General features: G+C 66.9%; 27 protein-coding genes and 2 pseudogenes. 18 read left to right on the forward strand and 11 right to left on the reverse strand.

The genetic code is table 11. The annotated features are described in order from the left end of the window. Positions 1-15: 15 nt before the first annotated feature. Positions 16-207: pseudogene (locus Q7X29_RS14775) on the reverse strand (transposase family protein); the annotation flags it as partial. A 255-nt stretch (positions 208-462) separates the two neighbouring features. Between Q7X29_RS14775 and Q7X29_RS14780 the strand changes: the two are divergent. After that, positions 463-1224 (forward strand): hypothetical protein, encoded by a 762-nt coding sequence (locus Q7X29_RS14780; RefSeq protein WP_316574416.1) that lies wholly within the window; start codon positions 463-465, stop codon positions 1222-1224. 619 nt (positions 1225-1843) lie between these two features. Here the strand turns inward: Q7X29_RS14780 and Q7X29_RS14785 are convergent. Then, a complete protein-coding gene (locus Q7X29_RS14785) occupies positions 1844-2413 on the reverse strand; it encodes an AAA family ATPase (RefSeq protein WP_316574417.1) in 570 nt (189 codons plus the stop codon). An 89-nt stretch (positions 2414-2502) separates the two neighbouring features. On the opposite strand from Q7X29_RS14785, the gene Q7X29_RS14790 reads away from it, so the two are divergent. Both Q7X29_RS14790 and Q7X29_RS14795 read left to right on the forward strand, forming a co-directional pair. After that, a complete protein-coding gene (locus Q7X29_RS14790) occupies positions 2503-2790 on the forward strand; it encodes a hypothetical protein (protein ID WP_316574418.1) in 288 nt (95 codons plus the stop codon). Continuing rightward, positions 2784-2981, forward strand: coding sequence for a hypothetical protein (locus Q7X29_RS14795; RefSeq protein WP_316574419.1), 198 nt, complete (start codon positions 2784-2786; stop codon positions 2979-2981). The genes Q7X29_RS14790 and Q7X29_RS14795 overlap by 7 nt, the downstream gene beginning before the upstream one ends. A 25-nt stretch (positions 2982-3006) precedes the next feature. Here the strand turns inward: Q7X29_RS14795 and Q7X29_RS14800 are convergent, their stop codons facing one another. From Q7X29_RS14800 to Q7X29_RS14815, 4 genes are all read right to left on the reverse strand, one after another. Continuing rightward, a complete protein-coding gene (locus tag Q7X29_RS14800) occupies positions 3007-3492 on the reverse strand; it encodes an SRPBCC family protein (RefSeq protein WP_316574420.1) in 486 nt (161 codons plus the stop codon). After that, the gene (locus Q7X29_RS14805; protein WP_218718986.1) at positions 3489-3824 is read right to left on the reverse strand and encodes an ArsR/SmtB family transcription factor; all 336 of its coding nucleotides are present in this window, start codon (positions 3822-3824) and stop codon (positions 3489-3491) included. Before Q7X29_RS14805 ends, Q7X29_RS14800 begins: the two co-directional genes overlap by 4 nt. 103 nt (positions 3825-3927) lie before the next feature. Continuing rightward, positions 3928-5211: an MFS transporter gene (locus tag Q7X29_RS14810; protein WP_218718987.1), complete on the reverse strand. Its 1284-nt coding sequence runs from the start codon at positions 5209-5211 to the stop codon at positions 3928-3930. After that, the gene (locus Q7X29_RS14815) at positions 5208-6575 is read right to left on the reverse strand and encodes an MBL fold metallo-hydrolase (RefSeq protein ID WP_316574421.1); all 1368 of its coding nucleotides are present in this window, start codon (positions 6573-6575) and stop codon (positions 5208-5210) included. The genes Q7X29_RS14810 and Q7X29_RS14815 overlap by 4 nt, the downstream gene beginning before the upstream one ends. 161 nt (positions 6576-6736) lie before the next feature. On the opposite strand from Q7X29_RS14815, the gene Q7X29_RS14820 reads away from it, so the two are divergent. After that, positions 6737-7408 (forward strand): ArsR/SmtB family transcription factor, encoded by a 672-nt coding sequence (locus Q7X29_RS14820; protein ID WP_308248517.1) that lies wholly within the window; start codon positions 6737-6739, stop codon positions 7406-7408. Here the strand turns inward: Q7X29_RS14820 and Q7X29_RS33075 are convergent. Next, on the reverse strand, positions 7317-7838 hold the full coding sequence (locus Q7X29_RS33075) for a spore germination protein GerW family protein (RefSeq protein WP_394358718.1): 522 nt from the start codon (positions 7836-7838) through the stop codon (positions 7317-7319). The genes Q7X29_RS14820 and Q7X29_RS33075 overlap by 92 nt on opposite strands. 11 nt (positions 7839-7849) lie before the next feature. Next, complete coding sequence (locus Q7X29_RS14825; RefSeq protein WP_316574422.1) at positions 7850-8497, reverse strand: class I SAM-dependent methyltransferase; 648 nt, start codon at positions 8495-8497, stop codon at positions 7850-7852. 78 nt (positions 8498-8575) lie between these two features. Here Q7X29_RS14825 and Q7X29_RS14830 point away from each other — a divergent pair, with 78 nt between their 5' ends. Both Q7X29_RS14830 and Q7X29_RS14835 read left to right on the forward strand, forming a co-directional pair. After that, entirely contained in the window at positions 8576-9043 is a 468-nt protein-coding gene (locus Q7X29_RS14830) for a MarR family winged helix-turn-helix transcriptional regulator (RefSeq protein ID WP_316574423.1), read from the forward strand. A 141-nt stretch (positions 9044-9184) separates the two neighbouring features. After that, positions 9185-10278: pseudogene (locus Q7X29_RS14835) on the forward strand (IS3 family transposase); the annotation flags it as partial. 318 nt (positions 10279-10596) lie between these two features. Here Q7X29_RS14835 and Q7X29_RS14840 read toward each other — a convergent pair. Continuing rightward, the gene (locus tag Q7X29_RS14840) at positions 10597-10959 is read right to left on the reverse strand and encodes a carboxymuconolactone decarboxylase family protein (RefSeq protein ID WP_316575360.1); all 363 of its coding nucleotides are present in this window, start codon (positions 10957-10959) and stop codon (positions 10597-10599) included. Between the two features lie 152 nt (positions 10960-11111). Between Q7X29_RS14840 and Q7X29_RS14845 the strand changes: the two genes are divergently transcribed. The 12 genes from Q7X29_RS14845 (at position 11112) to Q7X29_RS14900 (ending at position 23444) form a co-directional block, all read left to right on the forward strand. Further along, on the forward strand, positions 11112-11567 hold the full coding sequence (locus tag Q7X29_RS14845) for an OsmC family protein (RefSeq protein ID WP_316574424.1): 456 nt from the start codon (positions 11112-11114) through the stop codon (positions 11565-11567). A 657-nt stretch (positions 11568-12224) separates the two neighbouring features. Then, a complete protein-coding gene (locus tag Q7X29_RS14850; protein ID WP_316574425.1) occupies positions 12225-13112 on the forward strand; it encodes a universal stress protein in 888 nt (295 codons plus the stop codon). A 134-nt stretch (positions 13113-13246) separates the two neighbouring features. Next, complete coding sequence (locus Q7X29_RS14855) at positions 13247-13573, forward strand: spore germination protein GerW family protein (protein WP_316574426.1); 327 nt, start codon at positions 13247-13249, stop codon at positions 13571-13573. A 108-nt stretch (positions 13574-13681) separates the two neighbouring features. Next, on the forward strand, positions 13682-16267 hold the full coding sequence (locus Q7X29_RS14860) for a cation-translocating P-type ATPase (protein ID WP_316574427.1): 2586 nt from the start codon (positions 13682-13684) through the stop codon (positions 16265-16267). 212 nt (positions 16268-16479) lie between these two features. After that, positions 16480-16824 (forward strand): hypothetical protein, encoded by a 345-nt coding sequence (locus Q7X29_RS14865; protein ID WP_316574428.1) that lies wholly within the window; start codon positions 16480-16482, stop codon positions 16822-16824. 334 nt (positions 16825-17158) lie between these two features. After that, positions 17159-17587 (forward strand): Hsp20/alpha crystallin family protein, encoded by a 429-nt coding sequence (locus tag Q7X29_RS14870; RefSeq protein ID WP_316574429.1) that lies wholly within the window; start codon positions 17159-17161, stop codon positions 17585-17587. A 158-nt stretch (positions 17588-17745) separates the two neighbouring features. Next, positions 17746-18021 carry a DUF1918 domain-containing protein gene (locus tag Q7X29_RS14875; RefSeq protein ID WP_316574430.1) on the forward strand — a complete coding sequence of 92 codons (276 nt, stop codon included), beginning with the start codon at positions 17746-17748 and terminating at the stop codon, positions 18019-18021. 80 nt (positions 18022-18101) lie between these two features. Then, on the forward strand, positions 18102-19844 hold the full coding sequence (acsA, locus tag Q7X29_RS14880; protein WP_316574431.1) for an acetate--CoA ligase: 1743 nt from the start codon (positions 18102-18104) through the stop codon (positions 19842-19844). Continuing rightward, on the forward strand, positions 19841-20824 hold the full coding sequence (gene pdhA, locus Q7X29_RS14885; RefSeq protein ID WP_394358685.1) for a pyruvate dehydrogenase (acetyl-transferring) E1 component subunit alpha: 984 nt from the start codon (positions 19841-19843) through the stop codon (positions 20822-20824). Before acsA ends, pdhA begins: the two co-directional genes overlap by 4 nt. Beyond that, a complete protein-coding gene (locus Q7X29_RS14890; protein WP_316574432.1) occupies positions 20821-21792 on the forward strand; it encodes an alpha-ketoacid dehydrogenase subunit beta in 972 nt (323 codons plus the stop codon). Before pdhA ends, Q7X29_RS14890 begins: the two co-directional genes overlap by 4 nt. After that, complete coding sequence (locus Q7X29_RS14895) at positions 21792-23168, forward strand: 2-oxo acid dehydrogenase subunit E2 (RefSeq protein WP_316574433.1); 1377 nt, start codon at positions 21792-21794, stop codon at positions 23166-23168. Before Q7X29_RS14890 ends, Q7X29_RS14895 begins: the two co-directional genes overlap by 1 nt. A 21-nt stretch (positions 23169-23189) precedes the next feature. Further along, the gene (locus Q7X29_RS14900) at positions 23190-23444 is read left to right on the forward strand and encodes an acyl carrier protein (protein WP_316574434.1); all 255 of its coding nucleotides are present in this window, start codon (positions 23190-23192) and stop codon (positions 23442-23444) included. A 36-nt stretch (positions 23445-23480) separates the two neighbouring features. On the opposite strand, the gene Q7X29_RS14905 is transcribed toward Q7X29_RS14900, so the two are convergent. Both Q7X29_RS14905 and Q7X29_RS14910 read right to left on the reverse strand, forming a co-directional pair. Further along, positions 23481-23684: a hypothetical protein gene (locus Q7X29_RS14905; protein WP_218718995.1), complete on the reverse strand. Its 204-nt coding sequence runs from the start codon at positions 23682-23684 to the stop codon at positions 23481-23483. A gap of 681 nt (positions 23685-24365) precedes the next feature. Further along, positions 24366-25409: an extracellular catalytic domain type 1 short-chain-length polyhydroxyalkanoate depolymerase gene (locus Q7X29_RS14910; RefSeq protein ID WP_316574435.1), complete on the reverse strand. Its 1044-nt coding sequence runs from the start codon at positions 25407-25409 to the stop codon at positions 24366-24368. Positions 25410-25774 lie beyond the last annotated feature (365 nt).

The raw sequence follows: 25774 nt of genomic DNA on the forward strand, positions 1-25774 counted from the left end.
AGGTCGGCCAGAGTGTCCGTCGCCGCGTAGGCGGTAGTCCCGCAGGATCTTCCAGGTCTTCATCCTGGCGAAGACGTGTTCGACACGGGCACGGACTCTGCGGTGGGACTTGTTGTCGGCCTGTTTCCACTCCGACAGCTCGGCACCGGGTGCCCGGCGGTGCGCAATGATCAGCCCGGTGCCCTGGTAACCGCCGTCGGCGATCACCACCACGTTGCGGCACGCCCCCACGGCCTACCCCGCAACGGCCGATCAGCGCCGTCACACCGCAACCGGGTGATCAGACGAGCGAACGTGCGTGGACGCAGCCCGGAGAACAACTCCACCATCACCGGATCAGCCGCCGATCACCATCGTTGGCACGATACCTGCTGCTGCTCAACGGCTTACGGGACAACCCTTAGGCATGCGGTTACGTGGATGTACCGTTGTTTCGCCACTCTGCATTGATAGCTTCGGAGGATGGTCAGATCCTCGCGTGCCCTTCTGTGGCAGCCCGCAGCCTTCCCGCTTTCGGCACAGCAGGTCAAGGACGCGTACGCCCGCGTCAGGGCATCACTCATCGATGACGCACTGTTCATCCAGGACGCAGCCCAGTATGGCGTCACGGTCGACGAGCTCGACCAGCGAATGCAGCAGCCGCCCGCCCGGCTGGACAGCGGAACGTCGTGGGACTGGCTCGACGGTCCGGAGCACTATCGATGGGCTGTGTTGCGGGTTCTGGTAGAGGCGTATCCGTCAGCCGACCGGCACGAACTCGCAGGACCTGTCCTGGTGCCGGGGAACGCGGTCCATGTTGTCGCAGGCGACGTTCAGGTCGATGGGGACCTCGTACTGGAGGAAGGGGCAGTGCTGTTCGTCCTGGGCAGATTGTCGGTGAGTGGGGCGCTGGTGTGCAGGCCGTGTTACTCCGTGGTCGCCGCGACGGAGATCGAGTGTGCCGATGGTGCCACCGGAGGCGAGGTCTTGGCGCTGGGCGGCATCCGGTGTCCGGGCACCTTCTTTTTCGGTCACAACGATTACTCCGCACGTGCAGCGTCGTACGACGGCGACGTCCTCGTCGACTTCGAGCGCTACAACGCGTTCGGCCGTGTCGCCGTCCGGGAGCGGGTAACCGACTGGGACTTCCCAGCCGCGGCCCGCGTCCTGGGGCTCCCCGACGACGAGGACGATTTGTTGGACGCGTACGCAGAAAAGCTGCTGAGCGGACAAAGTACGGCATAGCTGGATGCGCACGGATCGGCAGCCACCAACCGCGGTCATCTGGGAGAAGGAGTCCTGAGCGACCGGCGAAGGGGTATAGACGATGATCTGTCCGAGACGCGTGGCGCCGATTCCCCAAACGTTCGGTGAAAGACTGCCCAGGAGCGGGGCGAGGTAGAGTCCGCCGAATATGGTTCCTTCCAGCAGAGCGCCGGATGATCGAAACGCCAGTGCGTCCGGGTCGTCCATCGAATTCTGGACGATCTCGGCCACGGTGTTGTGCTCGAGCCGCAGGAAGATTCGCGGGAGCTTCGACCACCGGTAGGCGCTGTCTGAGACTCGAATGTCGTGGACCGAGTGACTCGGAAACAACGGCTCGTGGGTGCCGTCCGGACGTACATCTGCAACGGAACCTGAATCTTCATTGCCTCCCATTTCTCCACGCTCGGCGAGCAGCCCACCCGACGACGACACGACACTGTGCCAGGCCAGGCCACCTTCATTGCGACCGATCCTGCACTGTCGCAGCGAATCTAGATCAGCTTCCGTTGTTGGCCGCCGGCCTGTGCATCGTCTCGCCGGGATCGACCTGTGTCGGTTTTCCAGGGACGCGCGGCGGGGCAAGCCGGTGGCTGTCGGATCAGTTGCCTGGCGGCGCGATGATGAAGCCGACGATGGCATCCAGACCCGGCTGGTATCCCTCGGTGGTGTCGACCGTCATCTGCGCGACGTCCAAATTCACCGCGACGAAAGAGTCGGCGGTGCGGGTTCCGGTGGCGATCTCGGCGAGGATGTCGGCGTCGTTGTGTGCGCGTCGGTGAACATCGCGGTTGGCGCGATGGGCGATGCGGTCGCGACGGACATGCTGTGGCGAGGTGCAGTGGATGATGCGGACCTGCGCGAGCGCTGTAAGCGGTATGAGGTTGGGGCGCCAGAGTTTGTCCTGGAATGCCGCTTCGGCGACGACGGTGACGCCTGCGCGAGCGAGTACGGTGAGGGTGTCGAAGAAGGCGTGCAGGGCGGGGATGTCGAGGTCTCCGTAACCTGTGTCGCGCGGACCGGTGGCGGCGACCATGCCCTGCTTGATCTCGTCGCGGATGATCGCCGGAACGCCGATCTTGTCGGCCAGGGCGTGGGCGAGCGTGGATTTCCCCGATCCCGGGGGACCGGAGACGACGGCGAGCGTGGGCGCCCCAGGTGACATGGCCATGGTGCACTCTCGCATGTCAGGCCTTGGCAGCGGTCTGTCGTCCCCCGTGGTCGGCTTGGTGAGTCGGAAGCCGATGAACCGGGCGAGGAGTGGGTTCCGTACTGGGCGGGGTGAGTGCAGGCCATCTCGGCGCGATCGGCAGTGTCGGAATGATCGCCGCAGCGGTGGCCGACAATCCGGCTTTGTTGTTCGTCGCGTTGTTCGTCTACGGCGTGGGCGCAGCCACCAATCTGCAGGCCCGGTATGCCGGAGCGGAGCTGGCGGCCACCGCGCACCGGTGGTCGGGCGGTGTCGGCGGTGCTGGTCGCGACCATCTTGGTGCTCTTCTGTGTACATGCTCGCCCACGGTCACGGCACAGCGGCTGCGGGCATGGTGATCGCGGTCCATGTCGGTGCGATGTATCCGCCCTCGCCGCTGACCGGGTGGCTCGTTGACCGTTTTGGTCGGCTGCTGGTCGCGGGCGCGTCCGGGATCGCGTTGCTCGCCGCCGGGTTGCTGGCCGCGCTCGCGCCCTCGGATTCGGTGGTGTTGCCGGCGGCGGCGTTGGCCGGGGGTCGAAACCCCTGATTTGGTCAGGAGTTTCGGACGAGTGTCAGGACGGTGATTGCGCGGTCTCGGCGAACAGTTCGAGCAGGGTGCTCCAGCCGCCGCCGCGTTCGACGATGGTGTCCTGGATGGCTTTGCCGTCGACGAGCCGGTCGAGGTGGCGGTGTTCGAGGGTGACGGTGGTCTGCTCCGGCCCGTCGGCGGTGAAGCGGACCTCGATCTCGCTGGCCCGCGCAGGGTCGGGGTCGTATTCCCAGCGGCCGTTGATCTGCCAGGTCACCACGAGCCGGTGCGGTGGCTCCCACGCCAGTACCCGGCCCCAGTCGCATTCGGTGCCGTCGACACCGCGTTCGTACCAGCGTCCGCCCTCGCCGGGTTCGAGGATCGCGTCGGCCATCTCGGACGTGCCGATGTGATAGGCCGCAGGCCACCAGCGGCCGAAGGATTCGGTGAAGAAGGCGAACGCGCGTTCCGGTGTCATCGCGACGGTGGCTGTGCCTTCCAGGACGTTCAGTTGTCCGGTGCTGGTCATGGTCGATTCTCCTGTTCGGGGTCGGTCGCCGTCTGCTCGGCGGCCTTCTGAAAAGCGGTCAACGCCTCGTCCCAGATGTTCTGAAAATAGGCCTGGATCGCGGCGAGGCCTGCGGGATTGATGCGGTAGATGCGCTTGGTGCCCTCCGGCGTCGCCACGACGAGACCGCCTTCCTTCAGGACACGCAGATGCTGCGACACCGCTTGGCGGGTGACTGGTAGCGACTCGGCCAGTTCGCCCACCGACGACGGTCGCCGGGCGAGTCGTTCGAAGATCGCCTTGCGGGTCGGATCGCCGAGAATCGCGAGATCCACATCTTTGAAAGCCTTCACTTGCGTAAGTGTGCGCTTTCAATAGCGGACGCGCAAGACCTGGGATACGGCGCTGCCCTCGGTCGCGTGATGGCGCGAACGAGGGCAGCGGTACCGGTAGGTGTCAGGAGGGTTGTCGATGGGCCGGGGGATGGGTTTCATACATGCGGACCCCGACGATCAGCGCGGTGGCAGCGCTGATGGCGGCGGCGGCCCAGACGGCGGCGTGCAGGCCGAGCAGGTCGGCGACGATGCCGCCCAGGATCGCGCCGACCGCGTAGCCGAGGTCGCGCCAGACCCGGTACACCCCGACCGCGCGCCCCCGCCACAGCGGATGCGCGACATCGCCGATCACCGCCAGCAGTGTCGGGTAGACCATCGCGGTTCCGGCGCCGAGCAAGACGGCGCCGAGAGCCCATCCTGTGAACCCGTCGCTGGTGGCGATGATCGCCAGCGCGGCGGCTTGCAGGGTCATGCCGCCGGTGATGAGGTGCTTGCGGCCCCACCGGTCCGACAGCGCTCCGGTGAGGAGTTGTCCGGCGCCCCACACCCCGGGGTAGAGAGCGAACAACAGCCCGATCTGGCCCACGGACAAGTCCGCGGTGGCGAACAGTAGTGGGAACAGTCCCCACGACAACCCGAAGTTGAGATTGTTGACCAGTCCGGCGTGGCTGGCCGAGGACAGCGCGGGTTCGGTCACGCTGGTCGCGATCGCGATCTGGCGGTCGGTCAGGTCGGCGTGGAGGTGGTCGTGCAGGCCGTCGGCTCGCGGAGTGTGCGCGGCGGCTTCCAGGCGGGCGTAGTCGCGGGTTTCGCGGATGAAGAAGCCCGAGATGGCCAGGGCCAGTGCGGTGTAGGCCAGGCCGAGCAGGAACGGGGCAGGGCGTAACCCGAAGTGTTCGGCGAGATATCCGGCGAGCAGGGAGCTGATCGCGACCGCACCGTATCCGGCGGCTTCGTTGAGGCCCATCGCCAGTCCGCGCCGGCTCGGGCCGACGAGGTCGATCTTCATGACGACGGTGGTGGACCAGGTGAGGCCCTGGTTGATGCCGAGGAGCACGTTCGCGGCCACGACCCACCCCCAGCTGGGGGCGGTGATGAGCATCAGCGGCACCGGGATCGCGAACAGCCAGCCGATCAGCAGAACGGGTTTGCGGCCGTAGCGGTCGGAGAAGGTGCCCGCGAAGTAGTTCGCGATCGCTTTGGTGATCCCGAACGCGGCGACGTAGGTGAAGATGAAGGTGTAACCGGTGAGCCCGAATTCGGACTCCGCCAGCAGCGGCAGCACGGTCTGCTGCTGGCCGACCATGCCACCGACGAGCGCGTTGACCGCGACCAGCAGCGTGAACTGGGCGGCGTTCTCCCGCAGGCCGAGAACAGGGGTCCGCACGCTCGGGCGCAGGCTCATGCTCCGGCCGCCAGATCCTGGCCGAGTGCGGCGGCGTAGTCGGCGGGTGAGCCTTCCAGGATGCGGATGTCGGTGCGGCCACTGCGTTCCAGGATGCTGGCTGCGGTCATGGCCCGTTCGCCGTGCCCACACATCACCGCCAGCGGCCCGGCCGGAACATCGACCAGATGGGCAGCGAGAGTGCCGAGTTCGAGGTTTCGGGCGGCGGGCACGTGGCCGGCGAGGTACTCGCCGCGCTGGCGGATATCGAGCACGGTCGGAGCGGGGTGTGCGGCGAGCTGGTCGGCGCCGACCAGCTGCGCCTTCTCGACCGGACCGCTCCAGGCGCTCATCCCGTCGGCGAGTTCACCGGCAAGGGTGTCGAATCCGACTTTGGCTGCCTCCCAAGCGATGTCGATGCTGTCCTGCGCGCGGTCGCGGACGATGATCACGGGCCGGTCGGGGTCGGCGAGCCAGCCCAGCCAGGTCGCGAACACCGGCCGCAGGGTGATCGACAGTGCTCCGGGGATGTGGCCTGCGGCGAAATCGGCGGCCGGGCGGGCGTCGACGATCTGCGCGCCGTCGGCGATCAGTTCGCTGACCTGGTCGCTGGTCAGCGGGGTCAGGGTGGGGTAGTCGGTGAGGACGGCGGGGCCTTGGTGGTTGATTTCGCCGAGGCGCAGGAAGTAGTCGGGAAAGGTTCCGAGCGAGGTGAGCAGGGCCTCGACGAAGGCGTCCTCGCCGTCGACCTGCAACAGCGGATTGGTCGCACGCTCGTGGCCGATGGTGGTGGTGCGGTCGGTGCCGGTGGCTGCCGAGCAGAACGAGCCTGCGCCGTGGGTGGGCCAGACCTGGGTGTCGTCGGGCAGTTCCATCAATCGCTGCAGCGAGTGGTACTGCGCTCGGGCGAGGGGGACGGTTTGCTCAGGGCTGACCAGGTCGGTGCGCCCGGCGGTGCCGACCATCAGCGAGCCACCGGTGAACACACCCTGCAACTGTTGATCCGCATCGCGCAGCAGGTAGGACAGGTGCTCGGGCGAGTGCCCCGGTGTCGCGAGCGCTTCGAGGACGAACGCGCCGACGGCGACGGTCTCGCCGTCGGCGAGCGCGGTCACGGCGAACCCGCGAGCCCCGACTTCCGGGGCGATGACGATGGCACCCTCGGTCTCGGCGAGTTCCCGTACGCCCGAGATGAAGTCCGCGTGCAGATGGGTCTCCACGGCATAGGCGATTTGCAGGCCGTGACGGCGAGCTTCGGCCCGCACCCGCCGCACGTCGCGTTCCGGGTCGATGACCAGAGCGCGCCCGTCGCCGAGGTCGAGCAGATAGGTCGAGTTGCCCAGTCCTTCATCGATGACAGGGATCAGGGTGAAGTCGGTGGGCATCGCGTACTCCTCGGTCGCTGCTCGTCTCCGTGCTGATATTCCAATCAACCATGGAATATAGTAGAGACTATTCCATGGTTTCATGGAAGACAACTCTCCGTGGCACTCGGCACGCCCGCGATGCAGGCACGTACCATATTCCACAGATGATTGGAGGAGCCGTGAGTGTTGATCGCACCGCCGCGAAGGCGGCGCTGTACGAGTCGTTCGCTGCCAGCGGTAAGGCTCTGGGCAGCGGCAAACGACTCGAGCTGCTCGATCTGCTGGCCCAGGGGGAGCGCAGTGTCGAATCGCTCGCCGCCGCTGCCGGGCTGAACCTCACGACCGCGTCGGCGCACTTGCAGACTCTCAAGCAGGCCGGATTCGTCGCGACCCGCCGTGAAGGGGTGCGCATCCACTACCGCCTCGCCGGTGAGGACGTGGCGCAACTGTTCGCGTTGCTGCGCAAGGTCGCCGAAGCTCACCAGCCTGCTGTGGCGCCGGCCCGCGAGAGCTACCTAGGTCCCGCGGACAGCCCGGAGATGACCCGCGAGGAACTGCTGGCCCGCGCCGAATCCGGAGACATCATCGTCCTGGACGTGCGCCCCGCGCCGGAATATCAGGCAGGCCACATCCCCGCTGCGGTCAACATCCCCGTCGACCAGCTGGCCGACCGCATCGCCGAGCTCCCCGGCGACACCGACATCGTCGTCTACTGCCGCGGCGAGTACTGCGTACTGGCCCACGATGCCGTGCGCCTGCTCACCGACCATGGTCGCCGAGCGATCCGCCTCCACGACGGAATGCTCGAATGGCGCCTGGCCGAACTCCCCCTCGCCTTCGCATCCGCCTGACGGGCGTACGGCCCGGCATCGACACGGGCCCGCAGCGGCGTCGCGTCCTGCGCAGTCGAAGGGCTGCGCGAAACAACCTCGGGGCGCCCAATCCGGCGGCGATCGCGGCTAGCGGGACCACGACATCGACCCACGGGTCGCGAATCGGACGATAGCGAGCGACGCCGTCGCGCATTTCGATGAAGCCCAACGGCCGCACGTCCATCCCGCCGCCTTCACCGACCTTGTCGGCACCGGATTCGCGCCCGAGACCTCCGCCGAAGCCGAACCCTGCCCGCGCGACCGGTATCACCGTGACCGCGTCGACGGTGACCGGCGCACCGAAAACCGTTGCCGCGTGCGCGTTTTCTCCCAGTCTGTCGAGCATTCGTTCCAGCAGTTGGACCGACATTTCGGCGGCGCCAGATACTCCGGGCGAGGCTTCGGGCATCACGGGGCCGGTCACGACGGACGCCGATCGCGCAACACGGCGGTGCCGAGGACGTGTTCGGCCGCCGGGAACGGAAAACTGGTGTCGGGGAACCGGACTCGCTCACATTCGGTGACAGTGAAGCGTGCGTCGGCGAGGGCGCGCAGGGTGTCGCGGCCGGTGTGGCAGCCGCCGTTGAGCGGGGGCCAGATCGTGGCATCGAGGACGTGCTGCGCTCGCCGCATCCGCGCCGACTCGGATCGGACGTGCTCGAAGAACCGCAGCGTCCCGCCCGGCTCGAGGACTCGGGCGATCTCGCTCAGGGCGGCCGACTGGTCGGGCACCGAACACAGCACCAGACTGGTCACGACCGCATCGAACGAATTATCCTCCACCGCAATATTTTCCGCCTCACCGCTGATCACCTCGACGTTGATCGGTGCCGCCACAGCGGCCTGCTCAGCCCTGCGGCGCAGCAGTGGTTCCGGTTCGACCGCTACGAGCCGGGTCACCGTCGAGGGATAGAACGGGAAGCTCGCACCTGGGCCAACGCCGATCTCGAGGACCTCACCGGTCAGCTTCTCGGTGAGCCGCTGTCGAAACTTGCTCACCCCCGCCCGCTCCAGACCGGGCACGGCCACGCTCGCGTAGAACTGGGCGAAGACCGGACGACTCTTCATTCGCTGCGGCATAACCAACATCGCCTTTCTGTACGGCATCGCCTCGCCTACACTGGCTAGTAAGGAGGTCGATACATAGTGAAGTCACTTCACGATAATGTGAGTGGTGCCAACACCGCTAGTGCCGCGACGGACAAACTGTTCGAACTGACCGAAGTCCTCGGCGCGATGATGGATCGCGGCATGGCCGAGCGCGGCCTCACGCAAGCCAGGGCACGGCTGCTATGGCGGCTCCACCACCACGGATCACTCACCCAACGCGCACTGGCCGATCTTCTCGAAGTCAGCCCCCGCAACGTCACCGGCCTACTCGATGGACTCGCCGCCGACGACTACATCGAACGCCGACCGCACCCGACCGACCGCCGCGCCGCACTGGTGACACTCACCGAACACGGCACCGCCTTCGTGGAGAAGCTACGAGCACAGCGCAATGAAATGGCTGCGGCGCTTGTCGACGGACTCACTCGAGATCAGATCGAGAACTTCTTCCAAACCCTCGACGTCGTCGTAGACCGACTCCATGCCATCGCGCCCAATTGCTGAATCGCCGCTCAATCGACGACACAGGCTTCGGATGTCGGCGCAGCGGAGTGTCCACGGAGCGGTGTGACCGGGGGTGACGCGGTTGTCGAACATTCTTCTGTTGTGCAGGCCAGCGCCCGCGGCAGGGCGGATGGGCAGATCATGCCAGCGAAGTACGATGCAGCGACCCGTGCGAAGGCAGTGCGGCTGGTTCTCGATCACCGTGAGGACTACGCCACCGAGCGGGCGGCGATCAAGGCCGTGTCGTCCCGGTGGGGGATGACCGCGGAGACGCCGCGGAAGTGGTTCCGCCAAACCGAGATCGATGAGGGTTAGTCCGAGGGCGTTTCGACCGAGGCGGCCCGGATCACCCGCGAGCACAAGCGCAAGTTCGCCGAGCTCGAGCAGATTATCGAAATCCGCTCGGCGGCAACGAGTGTCTTCGCGCGGGCGAGCGGCCCGCGACAGAAGTAGTTTGCGCGTCATCGCCGAGCATCAGGCTCGATTCGGGGTCGCTCCGATCTGCCGTGCGCTGACCGCGCACGGCGGCAAGATCGCCCCCGTGAACCTTCTATGCCTGGCTGTCGCGGCCACCGTCGAAGCGGGCGCTGTGGGACACCGCGATCACCGAAACCCTCGCCGGCTACTACGAACCCGACGAGCATGGTCGTCGCAAACCCGAATCGCTCTATGGCGCGGAGAAGATATGGGGCGGCCATCTGCGACGCGAAGGCATCCCGGTCGCCCGGAGCGCGGCGGAGCGGTTGATCCGTGTCGACGGATGGCGGGGTGTGTCGCGGCGCAAGGCAATTCGCACTACCGAGGCCGAACCGGGCGGGACGCGGGCGGCGGATCTGGTGGACCGGAATTTCCGGGTTCCGGCTCCGAATCTGCTGGTCGTCGCCGATTTCACCTACCTGCGATTGGTCAGCGGCGGGTTCGTCTACACCGCGTTCGTCGTCGACGCCTACGCCGGGCGGATCGCGGGCTGGGAATGCTCGCCCAGCAAACAGGCCGCGTTCGTGGAGTCGGCGATCCGGCAATCTGCCGCGCGGCGGGGGCGTCAGGGACGGCCGTGGACCGGGTCCACGATTCACCGCAGCGACGCCGGATCTCAATACGCGTCAGTGAAAGACATTGAGACACTGATTCGTTCGGGGATCCTCCCGTCGATCGGCTCGGTTGGGGACGCCTTCGGCAATCCGCTCGCCGAGACCACGATCGGGCTCTGCAAGACCGAGGCGGTGCGTGGTGATTACTCATCGAGCCGTTCGAGAGCCAGACGCACGGCCTTCTCGCGAACCTCTGGTGAGTACACGCTTCGACATGAGACGAAACCATCTTCCTCAAAGACGGAAGCGGTCCCAAATCGGTTCAGTTCTTCTCATACCCGAAGATTTGACGTGGTTTTGGTCAACCTCCACAGAAACTCGACAATGTCGATTCTGATCGGGCTCCAGTGGGTCGGCGCCCGTGCCGGCAAGGTCGCCGTTCGGGTGTGGTGGGGCGATCGATCTGGCGTCCCCGATGGCGCTGCTGCTGATCACAGTCCTAGTCGGATGCGATTACACAGCTCAGCGTTGTCGGCGGGCGGCGGTTTCGAATTGTTCGAGGGCTTCGAACGCCTCGCAGCCATAGACGACCGCGGGGCCGCCGCCCATCATGATCGCCACGCCGATGGTTTCGACGACCTCGGCGTGGGTGGCGCCCGCGGCGATGGCGTCGTGGACGTGGTAGGCGATGCAGCCGTCGCAGTGCACGGCGATGCCGATGGACAGGGCCATCAATTCCTTTGTCGCACCGGTGAGCGCTCCCGCACCGGTTGCGGCAGCGTGTAGTCCGCCGAAAGACCGCATGGTCGAGGGGATTTCGCGACCGAGTTGGTTCATGACCGCGCGCAGGTGGTCGTTGATCTCCGGATAGTCCTTGCTTGTCATCTCGGCTCCCTTCCACGTGGTGCGTGGCGTGTCTCGTCGTCGATGGGGTGATCGTATGGCCCTGTCCAGGTGCGGCGACACGGCCGAAGCGCCCCTGGACTGGTGACGTCGGACCCTGGCCGGTCTGCACGGCCGTGCGACAAGCTCGGGGCATGCAAAACGCCGATACCACGACGTCGTCGGCCGCGCCGACGATCTACACCGTCACTGCCGCCTCGATTGCCGGGGCCGGGCCCGCTCAGGTGCACACCGGCCAGGAAACTATCGATCTGGACGCCAGTTGGGGAAAGCCGCCGTCAGGGCTCCCGGGTCCGGCGCACCTGCTGGCTGCGGCACTGGCGGCTTGCCTCTTGAAGAACCTGGCGCGTGCGGAAGATCTGCTGTCGTTCAGCTACCAACGCGCCGAGGTACAAGTGACCGCCCGTCGTCAGGACGTCCCGCCGAAGTTCACCGAGTTCACCTACCAGCTGCGACTGGTCACCGACGAGCCCCAACGACGTCTGGACCTGTTGCAGCGCAATCTGGCCGGGTACGGCACCGTGTACAACACCCTCGCGGCTACCTGCGAGGTCCACGGCTCCGTTGTCGCCGTACCGAGCGGCTCCTGACACCGTCGGAATCGATCAATCCAGCACGGTGGCAGTACGAAGCAGCCGGACAGCAGACCTGGTCGGGGTCCCGGCGTTCATCGGCGTCGCCGAATCAGGCACAAAGTCGCGATCGCATGAGCTGGGCAATCCCACCTTCGGCATTACGACACAGGTATCGCGCAACGACCAGCGCGGCCGCGGCTGGTGACTCGCCCAGGTCGTGGACGGTCGTGTTCGCAGTCGGACATAATCGCCCTCGGCTGGATGGCGTGGGCGATGCCCTCGTGAACGTCATCCGTACCGCGAGCCGTGGCTACATCGGCTCCATCGGCGGGAAGACGCCCCATTCGTGCATCAGCATCATCATGGCGTGCAGGATCTGATGGATCTGGTATCCGAGCATCGCGTGTTTCCTCCTCCGGTCGCGCGGAGTGCGCGACTCACCGTTCGACTGTGCGCGTCCAGGGAACGAAGCGAACAGGGTCGGAAGACCCTCCTGGATCGCCACAGGTCACGCCCTCGTTAGCCCCGTCATCGACGCGGCGGTGACCATGACATGCCGTCGCCCGGCTGACGAGGACACGAACGACGAATGGCCCCCCGACGTGAGTCGTGTGCCCCTGTCGCCCGCCCGGCGGTGCACGCATGCTGGCAGCAGCGGAAGGGAAATCGACTATGAGCGTTGTCGCGCATCCGGGGCCGGTTGTCGTCGGCGTCGACGGTTCGGAACAAGCAGGTTGGGCATTGCGCTGGGCCGCCGAATACGCTGCCCACCATCGAGTCTCACTGGTGCTCGTCTGCGCTGTCGATGTCCCGGTCGATTCCGGTCCGGGTCTGGGTGGTCCGCACTTCGATCTCGAGGCACTACGCCGCGACGGTGAGAAGATCGTCGCGTCGGCGGCGGCCGAGGCAGTGGTGGTGACGGCGCCGATCGCCGAGGTCACGATCACCTCGGAAGTCGTCCTCGGCTCAGCGCGTGCCGCGCTCCGCCACCGCAGCGAATCTGCGCGCCTGCTCGTCGTCGGTAGCCGCGGCCTCGGCGCGTTCCGCCGGACGCTGCTCGGCTCGATCAGCTCGTCGATCGCCGGACACGCCGGGTGCGCGGTAGCGGTGATTCCCGAATCGGCGGTCCCACGGGACGGCCCGGTGGTGGTCGGAGTCGACGGGACGGCCCGCAGCATGGCGGCGCTCGCCATCGCCTTCGACGAAGCCGCCCGTCGTGGGGTCGTGCTGCGGGCGGTGCACGCTTGGTCTGAATTCGGCCGCTCGCAGTCGCCCGCCGCGTTGCGGGCCACTGCCGCGGCGAGGCTCGCCGAGAGCCTCGCCGGCTTCGCTGAGAACTATCCCGACGTGGAGGTCGATCGCATCGTCGTCGAGGATCGACCCGCCAACGCGATTCTCGCCGCAGCCTCCCGCGCTCAACTGGCGGTCGTCGGCAGTCACGGCCGCGCCAGGCTGTCCGACGCCGTTCTCGGCTCGGTGGCCCACGCGGTTCTGCACGGCATCGAGTGCCCGTTGATCATCGCGCGGCCAGGCGCGCGTCGGTCATCCACTGATGCCTGACATGAGACAACGAACGGCACCCGAGGCAGGGTCGGCGGTCCCCGTCGACCGCCGAGGACGGGTGGTCGAATCGGAAGACAGTGTTCAACAGCGCGGAACGATTACCGGCCCTGCGGATGCGCGGAGGAAACCCGATGAGATTCGATGACGTGGTCGCAACCGTGAAAGAAGCGATGTCGGTCGAACGTGTGTACGCCCCGCCGGTGGAGCATGACGGAACGACGGTGATCGGTGTCGCCGCGATCTCCGGAGGTGCCGGTGGCGGCGGGTCAGACCCGGATGGCGAGAAGGGATCCGGCGCCGGCTTCGGCATCGCGGTGAAGCCGGTCGGTGCCTTCGTCGTCCGCGACGGGCGGGTGCGGTGGCAGCCGACGGTTGATGTGAATCGGTTGATCGTTGTCAGCGGGATGGTGGCATTGGCCGCGCTCGCCGTCGGCGCGCGCTACGCGAACAGGCGATGACCGAGGTCCGAACTCACCACCGGCGACGACGGCGGCCCCGCGGGTCCGCTCGGCGGTGATCGTGTCGGACCTCGGTCGAGGGTAGGGACTACAGCGAAGGAGACTGGCGTGCATCGACATGGCGGCGATCCGGCGAAGGCCACGGCAGATGGATTGTCGTCTGCGCAGGCGGCACAGCGGCTGATCGAAGACGGCCCCAACGCGTTGCCGACGCTCCCTCCTGTCCGTCTTCGGGAACGTGTGGGGCGACAGCTTCGCGATCCGCTTGTCGTGGTGCTGTTGGTCGCGACGGCACTCACCGCTCTGACACAGGACTGGACCGACATGGCGGTGATCCTGCTGGTGATCATCGTCAACAGCGTTGTCGGTATCAGCCAGGAAGTGCGGGCCGACCGCGCGATCGCCGCGTTGTCCGAGCTCACCGCACCGATCGCGCGGGTTGTCCGGGACGGAATCCAACGCGAGATCCCGGCGACCGAGGTCGTTGTCGGCGATGTCGTCGTCCTCGCCGAAGGAGATATCGTCCCGGCCGATATCAGGGCCCGCGAGGCGGCCGCGATGATGGTCGACGAATCGGCGCTGACCGGCGAATCCATGCCGGTCGACAAAGTCGCCGGGGACGACCTCTCGGCGGGGACCGTCATCGTCCGCGGTCGAGGGCGGGGTGAGGTCGCCTCCGTGGGAATGCACAGCGCGACGGGACGGATCGCGCATCTGATGGACCGCGGCACCGGACCGACGCCGCTCCAGCGGCGTCTGCGAGATGTCGGACGACTGCTGGCCGGGGTGACGGTGGCCCTGTGCGTTGTCGTGCTCGTACTGGGACTCCTCCGTGGTGTGTCGGTGGAGTTGATGGTGGTCACCGCGATCAGCCTGGCCGTGGCCGCGGTCCCTGAGTCCCTGCCCGCCGTCGTCACGCTCGGCTTGGCCCTGGGGGCCCGGCACATGGCAGGCAGGCATGCGTTGATCCGGCGACTGCCCGCGGTGGAGACCCTGGGGTCGGTCACGGTGCTCGCCACCGACAAGACCGGCACCTTGACCGAGGGGCAGATGGTGGCGCGGAAGCTGTGGACCCCGGAACGGGAAGCCGAGATCGTCGGTATCGGCTATTCGCCCGACGGCGCGATCTACGAGGCTCAGGAACGCTTGCGGCCGGTCCACCGGGCCGACGTGACGGATCTGCTGACCGCTGCGGCACTGTGCAACGACGCCCGCCTGGTGACGCCCGAACCCGGCCGTTGGAGCGCCCTGGGTGATCCGACCGAAGCCGCGTTGCTGGCCGCCGCGGCACGTCTCGGGCTCGATCACGACGCCTTGACCGCCCAGTACCCGCGCCGCGCCGAGCTTCCCTTCGACAGTGATCGCAAGCGGATGACAACTGTGCACGAGCAACCCGACGGCCGGCATCGGGTGATCTGTAAGGGTGCCCCTGAAGTGATCTTGAACTCGCGAGTTCTGCTCGACGGCGACGCTGTCGTCCAACGGGCCTCTCGCTGGGCGACCGAACTGGCCGAAGCGGGATTCCGGGTTCTGGCTGTCGCCGCAGCCGACCACACCGACATGCCCCGAGCCGACCACGCACTCGAACAGCACCTGCACCTGCTCGGACTCGTCGCCATCGTCGATCCGCCGAGGAAGGCCGCCGCCGGCACCATCGCGGCGTGTCGGCGGGCCGGAATCCGGCCGGTGGTCATCACCGGCGATCACCCAGGGACCGCGCGCTCGATCGCCATCGATCTCGGGATCATCGGCAGCGCAGACAGCGTGGTCGACTGTCGCCATCTGTCCGAGCCCCAACTGTCGGGCGGCACGGTGTTCGCTCGTGCGACGCCCGGCCAGAAGCTCGACATCATCGAAGCGCTCCAGGCGGACGGTCAGATCGTGGCGATGAACGGTGACGGCGTCAACGACGGCCCCGCATTGCGTCGTGCCGACATCGGTGTCGCCATGGGCGGGCGGGGAACCGAAGTGGCCCGCCAGGCCGCCGATCTGGTGCTCGCCGACGATGACCTGGACACTGTGGTGGTCGCGGTGGAAGAGGGGCGCCGGGTCTATGCCAACATCCGGCGTTTTCTGGTTTATGGGCTCTCGGGCGGAGCGGCGGAAATCGCAGTGATGCTCGCAGGCCCGTTCCTCGGTTTGGCTCTGCCCCTGCTCCCGGCTCAGATCCTGTGGATCAACCTGCTCACCCACGGACTTCCCGGCGTCGCCATGGGAGGAGAGCCCGCCGACCCGGCGGCGATGTCGCTGCGGCCGCGGCCTCCCTCCGAGAGCATTCTCGGCGCCGGACTCTGGCAACGGGTCCTGCGAATCACGGTGGTGCTGGCAGCGGTCACCTTGGGAGTAGGGGTGTGGGCACAGCACACCGACCGACCTTGGCAGAGCATGGTCTTCTTCACTCTGGGCGCCATTCAATTGGGAGTCGCACTAGGGTCGCGCACTCGGATCGGTTCGCTGGACAATCCGCTGCTCCTGGTCGCCGTCGCTGCCGCTTCGGCCCTTCAACTCGCGGGACTCTATCTGCCCCCGCTGCGCGAGATACTCGGGACCGAGCCACTGAGCGGATTCGAATTGCTCGTCGCCGGGTCGGTGTCGATTCTCGGCTACGTCGCTGTGCGGCTCGACCGGATGATTCATCCGAGCGCGGCGGCACGCGCGACCGTGCCGGACGTCGGAGAAGGGCAACTCGGCTGACCGGCCGTGGACCATGACCCCTGACGAACCGGCCGCCGAGACGTGAGAATCCGCGGTGGTCCTCCGGAGGGCGGGTAGCGCGCGGCGGCACCCCGCCGCGCTGAGGACGTGTCCCGTCCACCAGTGTCGGTGTTCAGTTGACCGGAGGAGTCAGTCGCCCCTGCGACCGGGTCACGGTGTTCGCACCGCATGCGTGCGGCCGCGGAACGGTTGTGCACCAGCACTTGTCGATCTTCGCCACCGATCAGGAACAAGGTCGGTGCCGTGATTCGGGCCAGCCGTGCGTCTGCCAGATCCGGGCGTCCGCCCCGGATGACCACGGCGCCGATTCTGCTGTGCGGTTCGGCGGCAGCCCACAGGGCCGCTGGCGCGTCGGAGCCGAGGCCGAAGTAGCCGACAGGAAGATCGCGGCAGAGCGTCGTCCACAGCCAACGCCGGGCGCCGGCCAGTCTGCTGCCGAGGAGGCGGACATCGAAAACTCTGTCGGCATCGTGTTGTTCGTTCGGCGACAGCAGGTCGACGCTCACGGAGGCGAGTCGGTGCTCGCCAGGGCCTGAGCGAGGATCACGTTTCGTCGGTGGCCTCGCCTGCTTCCGCTGCCGTGGGCAACGACCACCACGCCGAGTGCGTGCGGTGGCACACGTAGCCGTCCTGACAGCTCGATCCCAGCCGCGTCGATCGTCACTTCGAGATCGTGGGCGAGGACCGGATCGACGTTGTGCGCGAGAGTCACCGTTTCCTCCTGAGCCCGATTCCAGTCAGTCTCGATCCGCGCGCGTGGTGGCGAAAAGTGCCACAGGTCGCCAACCCGTGGGACGGCCGGCCCTAGGCCGAAACGTCCGGATCTTGATGGGATCGAGGAGTCCGAGAACAACAGACGAGGAGTCGATCATGAGTAATCTGCCTGCCCACCGTCATCGCTTGTTTCCCGCGGTGAACGACTGGCTGACCGGGTTCCCGCCGGTCGAGAACCTCCGCCCGCTCTTCGAAGGCCGGCTCATCAAGGTCGAGGAAGAGATCACCGACGGCAAGTACCTGCTGCGGGCAGAACTCCCTGGTGTCGATCCAGCGAAGGATATCGCCGTGACCGTACGAGAGGGCGTGCTGACAATCACGGCCGAGCGTAGCGAGCGCAAGGAGACCAAAGGTCGCACCGAGTTCGGATACGGCTCGTTTACTCGCTCGATCGCCTTGCCCGCAGGTGCGGCCGAAGACGACATCTCCGCCAAGTACGACCAAGGCATCCTCACCGTGTCGATCCCTGTGACCGAGCCCGAGAAGACGCAGGAACGTCGTATCGCCGTCGAGACGGGTGGGTGACCTCGGCCGACCCGACAGTCCGATGTCAGGGCGTCGCCGAGCGGCACCAGGCGAGAACTGTCCGATCGCCCCTTCCTGGCGGGACCATCGGCACTATGGCGGCGAGCGAGCGAATCGGAGCATGGACATTGACAAGGAAGACGATCAGGAGGCCCGTCGTGCATGCGAAACCGGGTGACTGGCTCGTCGTCGAGGGACATACCGTCGGCGGCGCCGTCCGGCGGGGGCTGATCGAGGAAGTGCACTCAGCAGACGGGTCGCCGCCCTACCTGGTGCACTGGGCCGATGACGGTCATCGGGCGCTGACCTTTCCCGGATCGGACGCTTATGTGCTCACCGGGTCCGAGTTGCGGGCGCAGGAGGAGGTCGCGGCTTCGCGGTTCTCCTCGATGCAGCATCAGCCGAGTCACCCCGGTCTGAGCGCAACGCGATGATCGCCCGATTGGACGAGGACGAAAGGACGGAAATGACCCCACCCGGCGCCCCGTGCGACGACCCGCTCGCCGTTGGGTCGATGGGCACACAGAGCCCGCGACGTGGTCCTGCGAATCTGCGCGACTACGACGCGACGTGTCGCGACTTCTCTTGGGACGCGGCGCGCTCGCAGCTCGCCGGGTTGCCCGGTGGCGGTCTCAATATCGCGTACGAGGCGGTCGACAGGCACGCCGCGGGCCCCAGGGCGCGCACCATCGCGTTGCGATGGGTCCGGGCCGACGGCGTTGTGGTGGAATCGAGCTACGCTGATCTTGCCGAGGCGAGCAATAGGTTCGCGAACGTGCTTCGGGCACAAGGGATTCAGCGCGGTGAGCGTGTCGGAATATTGCTGGGCCGATGTCCCGATCTGTATATCGCGGTGCTGGGGATCCTGAAGGCTGGATGTGTGGTTGCGCCGATGTTCTCGGCGTTCGGCCCGGAGCCAGTCCGTCAGCGGCTCGATATCGCCGGCGCCGCGGCGTTGATCACCTCCGAGCCGCTCTATCGGCGTAAAGTGGCTCCGATCCGGGACGCGCTGCCCGCTCTGCGGAAGGTACTGCTCACCGACGGGGGACCAGGAGGAACGGATCTGCCCGCGGCCATGGCCGCGTCCGACCCGGACTTCGAGCTCACACCCACGACGGCCGAGGACCCCGCACTCCTGCACTTCACCAGTGGTACGACGGGACGACCCAAAGGGGCACTTCACGTCCACGGTGCGGTACTCGCCCATATCGTGACCGGACGATTCGCTTTGGACCTACAGGACGGTGACATCTTCTGGTGCACAGCCGATCCCGGCTGGGTCACCGGGATGTCCTATGGCGTCATCGCTCCGCTGTGTCTGGGGGTCACGCTGATCAGTGACGAGAGCGAGTTCGATGCCCGGCGGTGGTACCGGATTCTGACGGCCCATCGTGTCTCGGTCTGGTACACCGCGCCTACCGCTTTGCGCATGCTCATGCGTAGCGGAGACGACTTGCCCGCGGGCACCGACTTGGGGTGTCTGCGATTCATCGCCAGTGTAGGAGAGCCGCTCAACCCAGAGGTGGTGCTGTGGGGTGAGCGGGTCCTCGGCCAACCGGTGCACGACAACTGGTGGCAGACCGAGACGGGCGCGATCATGATCGCCAACTTTGCCGCCACCCCGGTGCGGCCCGGATCGATGGGCCGACCGGTCCCCGGTATCGAGGCGGCGGTGGTGCGGCGTGGTGCTGACGGGCGCGCACTGGTGCGTGACGGTGCCATCGATGTCGCCGACGTGGGGGAGATCGGCGAGCTCGCGCTGCGCACGGGCTGGCCATCGATGTTCCGGGCCTACTGGGACCAACCCGAGCGATATCAGCGGTGTTTCGTCGACGGGTGGTATCTCAGCGGCGATCTGGCCCGCCGCGACGGTGACGGCTACTACTGGTTCGTCGGTCGTGCCGACGATGTGATCAAATCGGCAGGCCATCTGGTCGGTCCGTTCGAGGTCGAGAGTGCTCTGATGCGGCACCCCACGGTCGCCGAGGCCGGTGTCATCGGGACGCCTGATCCGGTCGCAGGCGAAGTCGTCAAGGCATTCGTGGTGTTGCGGTCCGGTATTCCTCCGTCGGAGGAACTGCGATCAGAACTGATCGCCTTCGGCAGGAGCGCACTCGGCGCGGTCGCGCCCAAGCAGATCGACTTCGCGTCCAGCCTGCCCCACACCCGCAGCGGAAAGGTCATGCGGCGGCTGCTGAAGGCACGCGAACTCGGCCTGCCCGAGGGTGACGTCTCGACCGTGGAGGAGGCGCCGTGACCGGCCCCGACTACCCGCCGGACAGCGCGCGGCGCATCGATCTGCTGCGCCAGATGGTCCGCATTCGCCGATTCGAGGAGCGCTGCGTCCAGCTCTATAGCGAGGGAACGATTCGCGGATTTCTCCATCTGTATATCGGTGAGGAGGCAGTCGCGTCAGGCGTGCTGGGCGCTCTCACACCGGAGGACGCGGTGGTGTCGACCTACCGCGAACACGGGCACGCGCTCGCCCGAGGTGTTCCGATGAACTCGATCATGGCCGAAATGTACGGCCGGGCGAGCGGCTGTAGCCGCGGGCACGGCGGATCGATGCACCTGTTCGACGTCGAGCGCCGCTTCTACGGCGGCAACGCCATCGTCGCCGGCGGCCTGCCGATCGCGGTCGGGCTGGCCCTGGCCGACGTTGTCCGAGCACGCGACGCCGTGACGGTCTGCCTGTTCGGCGACGGGGCCATGGCCGAGGGAGTATTCCACGAATCGCTGAATCTGGCGGCTCTGTGGCGGCTTCCCGTGCTGTTCGCCTGTGAGAACAATCGATACGCCATGGGGACTGCCCTCGCCCACGAACACGCTGTGACAGACCTGGCCCTGCGCGCCTCCTCCTACGGATTGCCCGCGTGGCCGGTTGACGGCATGGACGCCTGCGCGGTGGCCGCCGCGACGGACCGGGCGGTGGCCACTATCCGTGGCGGCGGCGGACCATGCTTCCTCGAACTGCGGACATATCGATTCCGAGCCCATTCGCTGTACGACGCGGACCGCTATCGCGACAAGGCCGAGATCGCGCAGTGGGTCCGGCGCGATCCGATTCCCGCGCTGTTCGCCCACCTGCGCGACACGGGCGATCTCGGCGCCGACGATCTCGAAGCGCTGGAGCGAGTCGCTGACGACGAGATCGACGCCGCGGTCGCCGTGGCCGATGCCGCCGCCATAGAGCCGACTGAAGATCTCACTCGCTACGTCTACACGGAGACGCCATGACGACGACATACCGTGACGCGGTACGTGAAGCGTTGCGCGAGGCGATAATCCGAGACGGACGAGTCTTCCTGATGGGGGAGGACGTCGGTGCCTACGGCGGTTGCTTCGGCGTCAGCCGGGGTCTGCTCGACGAGTTCGGGCCGGACCGCATCAGAGACACTCCGTTGAGCGAGTCGGCCTTCGTCGGTGCGGGTATCGGCGCGGCGCTCGGGGGATTGCGGCCCATCGTCGAGATCATGACCGTGAATTTCAGCCTTCTTGCCCTCGACCAAATACTCAACAACGCGGCTACGCTGCGCCACATGTCCGGTGGGCAGGTGTCGGTCCCGCTGGTGATCCGGATGGCCACCGGCGCGGGACGGCAGCTGGCAGCCCAGCACTCGCACAGTCTGGAGTCCTTCTACGCCCATATCCCCGGACTGCGCGTGGTCTCGGCAGCGACGGTCGCCGACGCTCGCGGCATGCTGTGGACCGCGCTGCAAGATCCTGACCCGGTGCTGATCTTCGAGCCGATCGCCCTGTACAACAGCGAGGAGGACGTCGACGAGAACGCGGGCGCGACCGATATCACCCAGGCGCGGATCCAGCGGCACGGCTCGGATGTGACCGTCGTGGCCTACGGTGGCGCGCTGCGGGTGGCGCGAGCGGCCGCGGACGAAGTGGCTGCCGACGGGATCGATGCCGAGGTCATCGATCTGCGAGTCCTGCGACCGTTGGATGAGGCGACAGTGCTGGAATCGCTGGGCCGAACGCATCGCCTCGTCGTCGTCGATGAGGGCTGGCGCAGTGTGGGGATCGCCGCCGAGATCGCCGCGCGCGCCGCCGAGGATGCCTATTACGAGCTCGATGCCCCCGTGCGCCGGGTGTGCACGGCCGAGGTTCCGATCCCGTATGCCGAACACCTCGAGCGGGCCGCGCTGCCCCAAGCGACCGACGTCGTCGCTGCGATACGTGAGGTGGCGGGCTGATGGCCGAATTCCGCATGCCGTCGCTGGGGGCTGACATGGAGCAGGGCACTCTCCTGCAATGGCGAGTCGGTCCCGGCGATGTCGTGCGCAAGGGCGATATCGTCGCAGAGGTCGACACCGCCAAGGCCGCGATCGAAGTGGAGTGTTTCGAAGACGGAACCATCGCGGAACTGCTCGTGCCGGAGGGGACCACCGTACCGGTGGGCACCGCACTGGCGACCATTCGACCGGTCGATCATCCCGCCACGGAGCCCGCTTCGTCGCCGGCGCACCCGGTGAACGACTCCGCGCCGCGGGAGGTCACGGGTTCGGCACCGGTCGACCGGGTGCGGGCCACTCCGCTGGTCCGGCGTTTGGCGCAGGAAGCGGGTATCGACCTGTCGTCGGTCCACGGTTCCGGGCCCGATGGACGCGTTTTGCGCGCTGACATAGACGACGCCGTCGCCGTGCGCGACATCGCGCCCACCAGGATCCCGGCATCGCCTCCGCCCGCGCCGGACTTGACCGGGGCCGACGGCGCGACGCACCCGGCACCCCATATCCGGGCGTCCGGACGTGCCCGTGACCTGGCGGCCCGCCGCGGTGTCGACCTCGCTGCCGTCCAGGGCACCGGACCTGACGGCGCGATCGGATTCGGTGATGTCGAGCAGGCGGCGGAGCACCAGCCTCCCGTCGAGGTCCGTACATTCCCTCGCACAAGCGGCCCGCGGGACCGGGCCGCGGTGCGCCGAGCCGTCGCAACAACGATGACACAGTCCAAACAGACCATCCCGCATTACTATCTGTCCGCCACCCTTGATCTTCGTGCCGCGACCGATTGGTTGCACGCGACGAACGCAGCCGCTTCGGTACAGGATCGGATGATCATGGCCGCGGTACACATGCGTGCGGTGGCGCTGGCCGCGCTCGCCGTCCCCGAGGTCAACGGCCACTGGGTCGATGACGCATTCCATCCGTCCGGGTCCGTAGACCTCGGGGTCATCGTCTCCCTGCGCGGGGGTGGCCTGATCGCTCCGACCATCGTCGGTGCCGACTCGGTCCCGCTCGGTGAGCTCATGGTGCGGCTCCGGGGTGCCGTAGACCGGGCGCGTTCGGCACGACTCCTGTCCTCGGATGCCGCGCCGGCGAGTATCACCGTCACGAATCTCGGCGACCTCGGCGTCGACATGGTGTTCGGAGTGATTCCCCCGCCGCAGGTGGCGATCGTCGGTTTCGGGGCCGTCAGTGAGCGACCATGCGCGGTGAACGGCCTACTAGGAGTCCGCCCACAGGCGACGGTCACTCTGTCCGCCGACCACCGCGCGAGCGATGGCGCCGTGGGCGCGCGCTTCCTCAACACGATCGGCGACCTGCTGCAACATCCGGAGCAGTTGTGAATTCAGAGAGGTGTGAACGCCATGTCCGCAACGCTGTCTCGTGAAGACGCGGAGGAGGCCGTCCGACGTGCGCTGCGCGGCTTCGCGACCGCCGCCGATCTGGCAACCCTGCCAGCAGATGCCCCTCTGCGCACTACTCTCGATCTCGACTCTCTGGATTTCCTGACCTTCGTCGAGCGGCTCACGACAGCGACGAGAATCCGCATCGATGAATGCGACTATCCGCGTCTGGCGACCATCCACACGTGCGTCGAATTTCTCGCGACTCGGGCCTGAAGCCGGCGAGGCGTGGCATCGCCTGGGACGACATCGTCACTGGCTTCGGCGCAGCTCGATCCGGACCATGTTCTCCAATCCGTCCAGCGCCGCATCGGACGACGTCGGGTGCGAGCACGACAGATTTGGAAAGTCGACGCAGTAAGCGATGAATGCGCGTCGGGGGTGTGACCAGCACACATCCCAGCTGATGCGAAGCAGTTGGCGCTCGATGTTCTCGGCGGGGGTAATGGTGTCCATGGGTCGATTCTTTCGGAGTGTGGTGTTCGACACATGGTCGAAAAGGCTCTGAGATTAATGCCTTTCGTCATCGTTCGGCCCACGCGGAAGACCGTCATGTGGCCGAATCCACGTACTCGACTCGATCGACCTCTACCTCGACTCGCGGGCGGGGTGGTTCGCACGCTCGCGTGGTCACCCCACCGAAATACCACAGTTCGGTCAGTCACCTCAGAATTGGAACGGCTGCCGCAGTACCTACCTCGGTGTGCCCTCGGGCGTGGCGACGTCGAGGGGCTTCTCCGAGAAGGCGGGGGAACTTCAGCGCCGAGCAGTTCTATGATTGCGTTCCAAATCAGGTTCGAGTACTCCGATAGTTCGACCCGGTCGGCTCCTCGATCTACGGTGCGTTGGGTCTGCCATTCGGAGAACCGCGGGGCGAACCACAGCAGTCGGACGAAGTCGGGGTGAAGCCGTTCTCGTTCGGGCATCTCGATCGTCTGGAGGAGCTCCAGGTACGCGTCACCCAGCTCGGGGACGAATCTGCCGTCGCGGAGGTCGCCGAGGTATCCGCGTTCTGGGTCCCAGGCTGTGTCGAGTGCTTCCAGAACTGTGGGGGAGTCGTGTTTCATTGCCAGAATCCCATGATCGCTTCGGGTGACTGCGTGCACCACCGTCGAGCCGGGGCGCGGGACGGCCGGGTCAGCAGGCTCCTTGCAGGCCGGGAAGTCGGTGCGCCAGCAGGAATTCCATCATTCTGCGTTGCAGGGCCAGACCGCTGGTCGATTGCATCAGTAGTCCGCCGCCGATGTGATCCGGTCCGATCGGTGTGACGAATTGGGCCAGCTCGCAGCCCTGGCTCGAGTAGTGCTCGATAGTCGCGGGCACCGGGTCGGCGGTGGTGGTGACGGCGGTAGGGGTGTCCGCGAGGGTGCGGATGCCCGCCCGCCGGTCGGCGCCGAGCCACTGCAGGATGTTCGCGCGTCCGATCGGGTAGAGGCTGGTCTGGTCGGCCAGATCCTGGAGGAAGAAGGCGGGCACCGGGCGGGCGCGCGGGCCCATGGCCTCGATAATGCCGGCGCCGGTGATGTCGGTGTATGGCGGCTGCGGGTTGATCCCGTACGGCCCTGCGGCCATCGGTGCGATCGCGGCGTACAGGTCCGGGTAGGTGGCGGCCATGACCGTGCTCATGCCGCCGCCCGCAGAGTAGCCGCCGACATAGACCCGGTCGCGATCGAGCCCGAACTCCTGGATCAGGGTGGTGGTGATGCCCGCGACAATCGACGGCTCACCGGTCTCGCGCTGCTGGTTGGCCGGATCGAACCAGTTCCAGCAGTGGCGCTCGTTGGCTGCTCGGGTCTGGATCGGGTACGCGAGAACGAAGCCCAATTCGTCGGCGACCCGCGTCAGCGCGAACCCGTTGCCGGCCAGCTGCGCCTCCGGATCGGTACAGCCGTGCAGGTAGATCATGAGGGGCTTGCCCGCAAGATCACCGGGCGGGACGTGTAGGTAGTAGTCGCGGGTGCCCGCTGCATTGGTGTAGCTGCGCTGGGTGACCTCGGACGCGTGTGCCTCCGGGCCGCTCAGCGCGCCCAGGCCCGATACCAGCACCGCCAGGGCGACCGGGGCAGCGAGACGGCCCGGTGAGATGACGTGCCCGCCGATCCGCCGCAGCGCGGCGCGGATGGATTCGAGGGCCGGCTTTCGCGAGGAGTCCGTCCGCAGACTTGTGTCGATCGACTTCATAGATTCCCTTCCCTGGTTCGCCCTACAGTGCCGCACCTGTCGCGGCTGATCCAGCGTTCCAAGATCGGCGAGCGTTCGTGAGCCCATTGTCTTGTCCGCGGACCACGGCGTCCAGGTACGCGCGCGAGGCCCCGGCTGGGATCCGCAGGCTCTCTTCACGTTTCAGTGTCCCGAGTAGCGCAGGTATAGGCGGAAGATACAGCGGTGCGTCGGTGAACCCGCGGTGTGCCGCGCCAGGGACAGTGAGTTGGTAGTTGGGTTCGGCGGCGGTGGCCAGCACATGCCTGAGCGCATCCGCGTAGCGCTCGTCCCCATCGGTGCTGCCGGTTCCCTGCCCCGATACGAGGGCGAGGACGGGGGCCCGC

It is taken from the genome of Nocardia canadensis (assembly GCF_032656385.1).
In the GTDB taxonomy this organism is placed as follows: Bacteria; Actinomycetota; Actinomycetes; order Mycobacteriales; family Mycobacteriaceae; genus Nocardia; species Nocardia canadensis.